Source organism: Butyrivibrio sp. MC2021 (assembly GCF_000621605.1).
Lineage (GTDB): Bacteria > Bacillota > Clostridia > Lachnospirales > Lachnospiraceae > Butyrivibrio.
Map to the genome: position 1 here is coordinate 62,582 of NZ_KK211316.1, position 9,259 is coordinate 71,840.

General features: G+C 42.5%; 6 protein-coding genes. 4 read left to right on the forward strand and 2 right to left on the reverse strand.

The features are described from left to right. Window positions 1–52: 52 nt before the first annotated feature. Window positions 53–658, reverse strand: a complete 606-nt coding sequence (locus T359_RS0118550; RefSeq protein ID WP_026518685.1) for a YgjV family protein — start codon at window positions 656–658, stop codon at window positions 53–55. Window positions 659–1,035: 377 nt separating this feature from the next. Between T359_RS0118550 and T359_RS0118555 the strand changes: the two genes are divergently transcribed. Beyond that, a complete protein-coding gene (locus T359_RS0118555; RefSeq protein WP_035785016.1) occupies window positions 1,036–2,550 on the forward strand; it encodes a flotillin family protein in 1,515 nt (504 codons plus the stop codon). 69 nt (window positions 2,551–2,619) lie between these two features. On the opposite strand, the gene T359_RS21115 is transcribed toward T359_RS0118555, so the two are convergent. Then, window positions 2,620–3,414 (reverse strand): class B sortase, encoded by a 795-nt coding sequence (locus tag T359_RS21115; RefSeq protein WP_051545626.1) that lies wholly within the window; start codon window positions 3,412–3,414, stop codon window positions 2,620–2,622. Between the two features lie 394 nt (window positions 3,415–3,808). Between T359_RS21115 and T359_RS0118565 the strand changes: the two genes are divergently transcribed. The 3 genes from T359_RS0118565 to T359_RS0118575 form a co-directional block, all read left to right on the forward strand. After that, window positions 3,809–6,586, forward strand: coding sequence for an FAD-dependent oxidoreductase (locus tag T359_RS0118565; protein ID WP_051545637.1), 2,778 nt, complete (start codon window positions 3,809–3,811; stop codon window positions 6,584–6,586). Between the two features lie 205 nt (window positions 6,587–6,791). Then, complete coding sequence (locus tag T359_RS0118570; RefSeq protein WP_026518688.1) at window positions 6,792–7,103, forward strand: PilZ domain-containing protein; 312 nt, start codon at window positions 6,792–6,794, stop codon at window positions 7,101–7,103. A 47-nt stretch (window positions 7,104–7,150) separates the two neighbouring features. Beyond that, the coding region (locus T359_RS0118575) for a hypothetical protein (RefSeq protein ID WP_026518689.1) at window positions 7,151–9,259 on the forward strand (2,109 nt) is incomplete at its 3' end.

Below are 9,259 nucleotides of genomic sequence, written 5' to 3' on the forward strand. Positions count from 1 at the left end.
ATCTTGGTATTCTCCCCTTTTTATTTATCTTTCTTGTATTAAAAAGATCTTTTTACAGAACTTTCTCGTAATATCCCCCTTTGTTTACGAAGCCTGTTTTTGACAGATAGGCCTTGTGATTCTCATCGGACCCTCTGTAGGTAACAGACTTAATGCCTTTTCCGGGCAGTTTGGAAAACAGGAAGTTTCCTATGGAAAAATCTCTGTATTCAGGAGTTGAGTAATCAAGCAAAAGATCAAGAACTCCGTCTTTTAATGTACCGATGACAATTCCGGCAGGTGTTCCCTTGTGGCATACAACGTAGCCGACATTGGCGTTGGGAAAATCAATAACAGTTCCCGGAAAACACTTCTGTATGTCATCGCTGTAGGTATCTATTGCATAGTGCAATAATTTATCTCCGGTATTTACTTCCACGAAGTCATAAGAACGTTTTGTATTACTCAGTTTCACAAGATGGTAGATGTTAATGAAAACAAGTATAAAATTCATTATGGCTGTGGGATAAGAGTGAATAATCAGGGCATACACCATGAAGATCACACTTCCGATGGTATTCACAACCCTGAGTTTGACCACCGATACCATGAAAAACGATATTACCACCAGAGCTGAACCTATGTAGCCTACAGCTTCTATGATTGCTTTACTGTCCATTTATTTAATCCTCTCAATATGTTATTAGGCACTCCTTGCAATTATCAATATAATGTTAACAAATAATCGACCATAGTTCAATTCATGACAGGCATTTTATATTTTTACTTAATAGAGAAATAAGCCTGTTTAACACGCTTCAGTGAGAATATATTTGGTTTCTTCGGTCTGATATATTTGATTCATAAGATAAAAGGGAGTAGCGGAACACCGATTATACTAGGTGATCTTGAAATCGTCAACCGGAGAAGAAATCCTCCGTATCAAGTGAGACTGCAAGACTTTTATCGCAACAATTATATTTGCGATAAGGCTCTTTATTATTAGAAAGGCCAGTACGCACACAATTGGGTAACCCCCAGGAAAGAGAGGATCTTATGTTAAACATTCAAACAATTTCATTATTCGCGCTCATTGCTGTGATCATTATGATCATTGTCGCCGGTTACGTGAAAGCGCCTCCGGACAGAGCTTACATTATTTCAGGTATGAGAAAGACTCCAAGAATTCTTATCGGACGTGCGGGAATCAAGATCCCGTTTTTTGAAAGAGTCGATAAATTATACCTTGGACAGATGACAGTTGATATTAAAACAGAACAGTCAGTTCCTACAAACGACTTCATCAATGTAAATGTTGACGCAGTTGCAAAAGTAAGAATCGGTACCAGCGCAGAGGCAATTCAGCTGGCTGCCAAGAACTTCCTTAACAAGGATCCTGATCAGATTACAGAAGACCTTCAGGATTCATTACAGGGTAACATGCGTGAGATCATTGGTACACTTGCTCTTAAGACTATCAATACCGACAGAGACAGCTTCTCAGATCAGGTTATGGAGAAAGCTTCCAAGGATATGAACAAGCTTGGTATTGAAATTCTTTCCTGCAATATCCAGAACGTTACAGATGAGAATGGCCTTATAAATGACCTTGGTATGGATAATACTTCAAAAATCAAGAAGGACGCTGCAATTGCTAAGGCACAGGCAGACAGAGACGTTGCAATTGCTAAGGCAGAAGCAGATAAGGCCGCTAACGATGCAAGGGTTCTTGCTCAGACTGAGATCGCTGAAAAGAACAACGCACTGGCAATTAAGCAGGCTGAACTTAAACAGCAGGCTGACACAGCAAACGCTATGGCTGATGCAGCATATGCTATTCAGCAGCAGGAACAGCAGAAATCAATTGAAACTGCTACAGTAAATGCTCAGATCGCTAAGGCTGAGCGCGAAGCAGAGCTCAAACAGAAAGAAGTACTTGTAAAACAGCAGGAACTTGCAGCTGAGATCGAGAAAAAGGCCGATGCCGAGAAGTATCAGGCTGAGAAAAAGGCTGAAGCAGAGCTGGTACAGCGTCAGAAAAAAGCTGAGGCTGCCAAGTACGAAACAGAGCGTGAGGCTGATGCAAGAAAAGCACAGGCTGAAGCTGCTAAATATGCTTTAGAGCAGGAAGCTGCAGGTATTAAAGCAAAGATGGATGCAGAGGCTGCAGGTATCGCCGCCAAGGGCCGTGCCGAAGCGGAAGCAATTAAGGCAAAAGGTTTGGCGGAGGCAGAAGCAATGGAGAAGAAAGCAGAGGCTTATAAGAAGTATAACGGAGCAGCTATGGCTGAGATGATGATCAAGGTAATGCCTCAGATTGCTGCTGAGATCGCAAAACCTCTTTCACAGATTGATAAGATCAATATCTATGAGACCGGTGAAGGCGGTGAGAGCGGAGCTTCAAGAATCTCCGGAAACATGCCAATTGTCATGAAACAGGTATTTGATACCATGAGCGAAGCAACAGGTGTTGATTTTGCAGAGATCATGAGAGCTAATACATATGATGCAAAGGTAAATAAGAATGTGAATATTACCGGCGCTGATGTTACAGTAGCTACTGAGAAATAAAGTGAGGTAATAGAAAGCCTCCGGGAAGAATATCAATCTTCCCGGAGGCTGTTTTTGTGAGATAAATAATCAGTTGCCTGCAGTTTGCCAGGAACCGATCTTTACTGAGTGGATAACAAAACGTCTGCCGCTTCCTGATTGTCCTGAACAGGTGGATAGAGTCAGCACAGAGGGACAGTCATTAAAACTGATATCACTTGGTATTTTATAAGTGGTCTGAGGCTCTATAAATTTGATAAATTCTTCATAGTCTGACTTGTTTTCTACAACGGAATAAGCGCTGCTACCGACAACGGTTCTGTAATAAGCAAAGATTCTGTATTTATACACATGATCTTTAGTATATATATAAATATAGGGGTTGCTGTCTATTAGGGCTGCACTTTCCTTATTATTGTATAACTGCTTCAGTTTGCCGAACATGGAACCATTTTTCATGTTATGTCCGAATACAATGTCATGCATTCCGCAGAAGTTCTCATCACTTAATACGTCTTCAAATATACATCCGGCCTTGTTGGAAGTGCCTTCGAAGGTCTTGTAGAGATATTCGTTGACGGTGTTCTCTTTTACCACCGGATAAGCTATTTCCAGTGCCGGGAAGTATAACCATGCGACATAGTCGTTGTTGATTTCGCTAAGTTCGGCATGGTTTATGGATAAAAGAGGATAATCAACGATTTCTGCATCGTCGTCTTGAAAAAGAGGTACCGAGGTAGCCTTGTTGACTATTTCTATATATTCATCTTCAGCCACGGTGTATTCTTTCTGATCCAGATAGATATGTGTGCTCTCATAGATAATGATGCCTATACATATAAGAATTACAAGAATTCGTATTACATTCAGTACTTTTCTGTTCATATAATTTGTCCCCCTATAATTATTGTAGGAGTCAAAACGGATTAGTGCAACAAAAAAGCTGATATCCGACCCTAGATGCATGAAAAAACCAGTAAAATCCATACAAAAATTTCACAAAACGAGTGATTGTGGGAATAAGAGCGGGATATAGGAATTTTCTGCAAAATAGAGCATCTTATTTGTAATTAATTGATTGATATTAATTATGAAAACACTTATAATGTTTCTCACGGAGGGCACCGGTGAAACGGCGTTATGGGGACAAGAGATGAGGAGACATTTCTCTACCTTATATACTGGGCAGACTATGTCTCTTTTTTTGTCCACTAATTTTTGATATGTAAAGAGGTATGAAATGGCAAAATCAATGAAAGAATGGAAGATCGGTGATCCTATGATCAACGAGAGGGATTACTGGCAAGATCCCAATTACGTGGCGGAAGATCCGGAAAAAGAGAAGCTGGTTCTTGAGCTTGCGAAGCTTATAACCGACCGCTATGTAAAAAAGCTTACAAACAAGATCAATAATCGTGATCCTGAATACTGGATGCTCGATATGATTTTTGATAAGGAGCAGGTTAAGTTCCTTTTGAATTTCAAGAAAACCAGAGTTCCTTATTCTATAGAAGAACTTGCAAAAATGAATAATATGAGCGTTGAAAAGACGCAGGAGATGGTAGATCGTCTCAAATGGATAGGAATTATCGAGCAGAACAGGGCTAAAACCCCCGATAAGCACAGACAGTATGAACTCCCTATTTTTGTTCCTGGCTCCGCAGAGTTCATGATGATGCAAAAAGACCTGACCGATAAGTTCCCTCAGCTGGCAACTTTCTTTAACCTTATGACACAGCTTCCACTGGCAGGAATCACTCAGATGGTACCTCCGGGAGGTGCAGGTGTCGGAATGCATGTAATTCCTGTTGAGAAGGCTATCACCCTTGAGAATGAGTCAGTTCCCGTAGAGCTCCTTTCACGCTGGATCGATATGTATGACAAGTATGGTATTTCAGAGTGCTCATGTCGTAAACAGCAGGCTATGAGAGGTGAAGGCAGTGGTGAGATCGAAGGAAACTACTGTATCGGAATGGGCGACATGGCCGAGTACATGGACGATCGAGGAATCGGTCACTATGTAACCAAGGAAGAAGTATATGAGATTCTGGAGAGAGCAGAGCGTCATGGCTATGTTCACCAGATTACCAATATCGACGGCGAGGGCAAGATCGTTGCTATCTGTAACTGCGCTCCCGGCGTATGTAACGCCCTCAGAACATCACAGCTGTTCAATACACCTAATATGTCAGCATCAGCTTACAGAGCCCATGTTGAGAAGGAAAAGTGTGTTGCCTGCGGTAAGTGCGTTGAGGTATGTCCTGTAGGCGCTGCCAAGCTGGGGCAGAAGCTTTGCAGAAAGGACGGCAGCGAGGTTAAATACCCTAAGACAGAGCTTCCTGATGCTAAGAAATGGGGCCCTGAGAAGTGGAATTATAACTACAGGGATGACGCCAAAATCAACTGTTATGAAACAGGTACAGCTCCTTGTAAGACTGCATGTCCTGTACATCTGTCAGTTCAGGGCTATATCAAGATGGCTTCCGAGGGAAGATATGAGGATGCCCTTGCCCTTATCAAGCAGGACAATCCGCTTCCTATGATCTGCGGTGCAGTATGTAACAGACGCTGTGAGGATGCATGTACCAGAGGAAAGGTTGATCAGCCTCTTGCAATTGATGAGATCAAAAAGTTCATTGCTTCTCTTGATCTTAATAAAGAAAAGCGCTATGTACCTCTTTGCGAGAAGCATGATGGCGGTATGTGGGGCGATGAGTACAAGATCGCTGTTATCGGTGGAGGCCCTGCAGGACTTTCAGCTGCATACTTCCTCAGAAGAGACGGCTATCCTGTAACTGTTTTTGAAAAAGAGAAGAGAGCCGGCGGAATGCTTATGAACGGTATTCCAAGCTACAGACTTGAAAAAGATATTATTGACGCCGAGATCGATGTTATCCGCCAGATGGGCGTTGAGTTTAAGTGCGGCGTAGAAGTTGGTAAGGATGTTACTATCCAGCAGCTTCGTGAAGAGGGATACAAGGCATTCTTTATCGCCATCGGAATGCAGGGCGGAAGACTTGCCGGAGTTCCAGGTGAGGACGCTGAAGGCGTTCAGACCGGTGTGGAATTCCTTCGCACAATTAACCAGGATCACAGCGTTAAGCTCAGCGGAGATACAGTTGTTGTAGGTGGCGGAAATGTTGCCATAGACGTTGCAAGAACAGCAGTAAGAGCCGGAAGCAGCAAAGTAACAATGCTTTGCCTTGAGAGCGAGAAGGAGATGCCTGCAGCAAAAGATGAAGTTGAAGAGGCCAAGGAAGAAGGCATCGAGGTAAAGAACGGTTGGGGACCTAAGGAAGTAGTTGTAGAGAACGGTCATGTTAAGGCTGTAGTATTCAAGAGATGTGTAAGTGTATTTGATGACCAGCATCGCTTCAGCCCTAAGTATGATGAGAACGACACTATCGAGATTCCTTGTGAGAACCTGCTTCTTTCCATCGGACAGTCAGTTCAGTGGGGAGACCTTCTTAAGGGAACCAAGGTTGAGCTCAACAGAAACGGCACAGCAGTAGCAGATAAGCTTACAAGACAGACAGCAGAGCCTGATATCTTTGTGGGCGGAGATGTATTCACCGGAGCGAGATTTGCCATAGATGCTATTGCAGGCGGCCGCGAGGGTATGGTATCCATCAACCGTTTTGTACACAAAGGAAACAGACTTGACCTTGCAAGAGACAGAAGAGAGTTTATCGAGCTTGATAAGGATAATATCCTTTTGGAGGGCTTTGATAATGCCAAGAGACAGATTCCGGGTAAAAAGGCCGGAGTTGCAAAAGAGACCTTTGATGATCTCAGACTTGTTCTTACTGAGGAGCAGGTTAAGACTGAAGCATCAAGATGTCTGTCCTGTGGTGCCACAACAGTTGATGTGAACCGTTGTATCGGCTGCGGACTTTGCACAACCAAGTGTGAGTTTGATGCTATCCATCTCACAAGAGATATACCTGAAGCCAGCAAGATGGTGAAGGCCGAGGATAAGCTTAAATATGTTGGACCTTATGCTCTTAAGAGAGCCGGAAAGATGGTTATTAACAAGGTTGCAGGCAAAAAAGACTGATTTTTAGAATAATAAATGAGATTTGAAAACCTGTTATACATGGCAATATGCTGTGTATAACAGGTTTTTTCTTTATAAATGATAAAAATCATAAAGCAATCATAAATAAAATCATAAAAGACAAATAAACTGCCATATATGATTAAATTTATGATGGCATTTGACGATATAATGGATATAGAAAAAGGGAAATGTGAGGTGCAACATGGAAGAACGTAGAAAAATCAATCGAATTGAATTCAAAGCAAACAGCGTAATAGTTGACAGAGACTCATTGGAAAAGTTTTACGGACAGGTTAAGAACATCAGTCCTTTGGGAATGGCAATTACAGTAAAGAGTGATACACCTTCTCTTATGGGTAAGGACGTGATCATAGTAGCTGAAACGCTTATCATGTATGCGGATGTAGTGAGAGAAGACAATGAAGCGGACGGAACAAGGACCATCGCCTTCAATGCAAAAAGATTTACAGAGGATGTTCTTCAGTATCTGTTTGAACACATCGCAATAGATTAAAAGCATAGGTGTAACTGTTAACCGGGAAAGATAGAGAGGTAATTAAGATGAAGAAAAACATTATGGATAAGAAAGTTATATCTGCCCTTACAATAGGCATTTCTGCTATGATGGCTCTTTCATCACCGATAACAGCATACGCAGAGGGTGAGGATGCTCCCACACCTGAAAATACAGAGCCTGAGACAGAAGAAACAAGTACAGTGGAAGCTGAGCCGGTAGTAACTGCAGAAGCGCAGGAGCAGGCAGAGGTAGCTCAGGAAGCAATAGAACAGATTGTAGAAGAGATCGCTCCTATTACCACAGAGGAAACCAAGGCTGAAGCAGATGACGGCGGAATGGTAGCAGATCAGGCCGTTGAAAGCGTCATCGAAGCCGCTGAAAAGATTGAAGAAGCAGCTCAGGGAGCAGCACAGGATATAGATAACGCAGAGCAGGATCTTAAGGTAGCTGAAAAGAAAGATGTAGAAGAGCAGGAAGCTGCAACATACGTTGTAGAGATAATCCAGAGTGCAGAAGAAGCCGCTGAAGTGGCTGCAGAGACTGTAGCAGAAGCACAGGAAAAAGCAGATGAAATAACAGCTGAAATCGATCAGGCTGCCGCTGAAAATGATGTTGGAAAGGCTGAAGAAGCAATAGAAAGACTTGAGACTTTAGTAGAACAGGCTCAGGAAGTAGTTGATGAAAGAAAAGAGCAGCTCGAGGATCTTAATAATAGCTATTCAAAGGCTATAGATGAACTCCAGAAGGCTGAGGATGAATTCATACTGGCACTTGCAGATGCATCAGCAGATGTACAGGCAGCAAAGCAGAAGCTCGATAATGCTAAAACTGAGGTAAATATTCTTAAGGATGCAGTAGAAGAAGCGCAGGACAAGCTCGAGGCAGAGTCTGAAGCAGCAAATGATCTGGCACAGGAACTGGGAAACAACAGAAATGGCGTAGCTAACTGGGATAAGCAGGGCGAAGTTCTTAAGGCATACATCATGGATTACTACATCCCTCAGGTTCTTGGAACAATAGATGAGAATTCCATTACCTTTAATCAGAAAGTAAAAGGTTTCGACAGACAGGATTATACATATTACGAATTTTCATATCTTGATGAGAACGGCAATCAGGTTACAAAGTATTTCAACCTTGACAGATCAGATAAGAGACTGGTTAACGGAAATCCTTACGACGGACTTGGCGGAAGCAAGGAAATCGTCATTTTCGAAAAGTCAGAGCTTGAGGTAGGAGCAGATACATATTTAAGACAGATTTACGGCGATGAGGAGTGGTTCCAGGACGCTGTAGTAAAAGGCAAGAATGGAGCAGCTTTAGATACTTTAAGATCAAAGACCAGAAAGGGTGATTTCAAAGTATACAGCTACGAGAAAGACGGAGTTACATATTATATCGCTCAGGAACAGATTGATGGAGCAAAGGCTGATTCAAGAGATCTTTCTTATGACGAAGACGGAAATCTTTTGGTAGACGGATGCAAGGTAAAAGAGGTAGTTCAGAACAGCAACAATAACATCCACGGAAATCCTAACATTATCGTAAATACCAAGGACATCAAGACCGGTGATGAGGAAACCGAAAATGAGGTATCCCAGTTCATTAAGCAGGCTGACGGATATGTTGAGCAGTATAAAGAGTACACAGACGCAGTTAATAAGGCTGAAGACGCAACTCAGGAAGCTATAGATGAAGTTGAGAGACTTGAGGATGCCATAGACGGACTTAAGAACCACAAAAATTACGTTCTTACAGCAGCTGAAGCCCTTGGTGTTACAGATGTGGCCAAGTTCCTCGGAATAGAAGTTCCCGCTTCTGCAAATTTAGATGAAATGACAGTTCCTCAGGCAATCACGTATCTGGACAACCTGCTGGTTAAGGCTAATGAGAAAATGGCAGACGCAATCGATGATCTCAACGCCATCACAGCTCAGAAGGATGTAGCAAAAGAGGCTATCAGCAATCTTGCAACTGAAAGTGATGTGGATCCTTCCGAAGTTATAGAGGAGATTGATAATCAGATACAGGATCAGCAGCAGGAAGAGCAGAACAACGAAGAGACCCAGGAAAACCAGAATAACAACGAAGTGACCCAGGAAAACCAGAATAACAACGAAGAGACTCAGGAAGCGCAGAACAACAACGAAGAG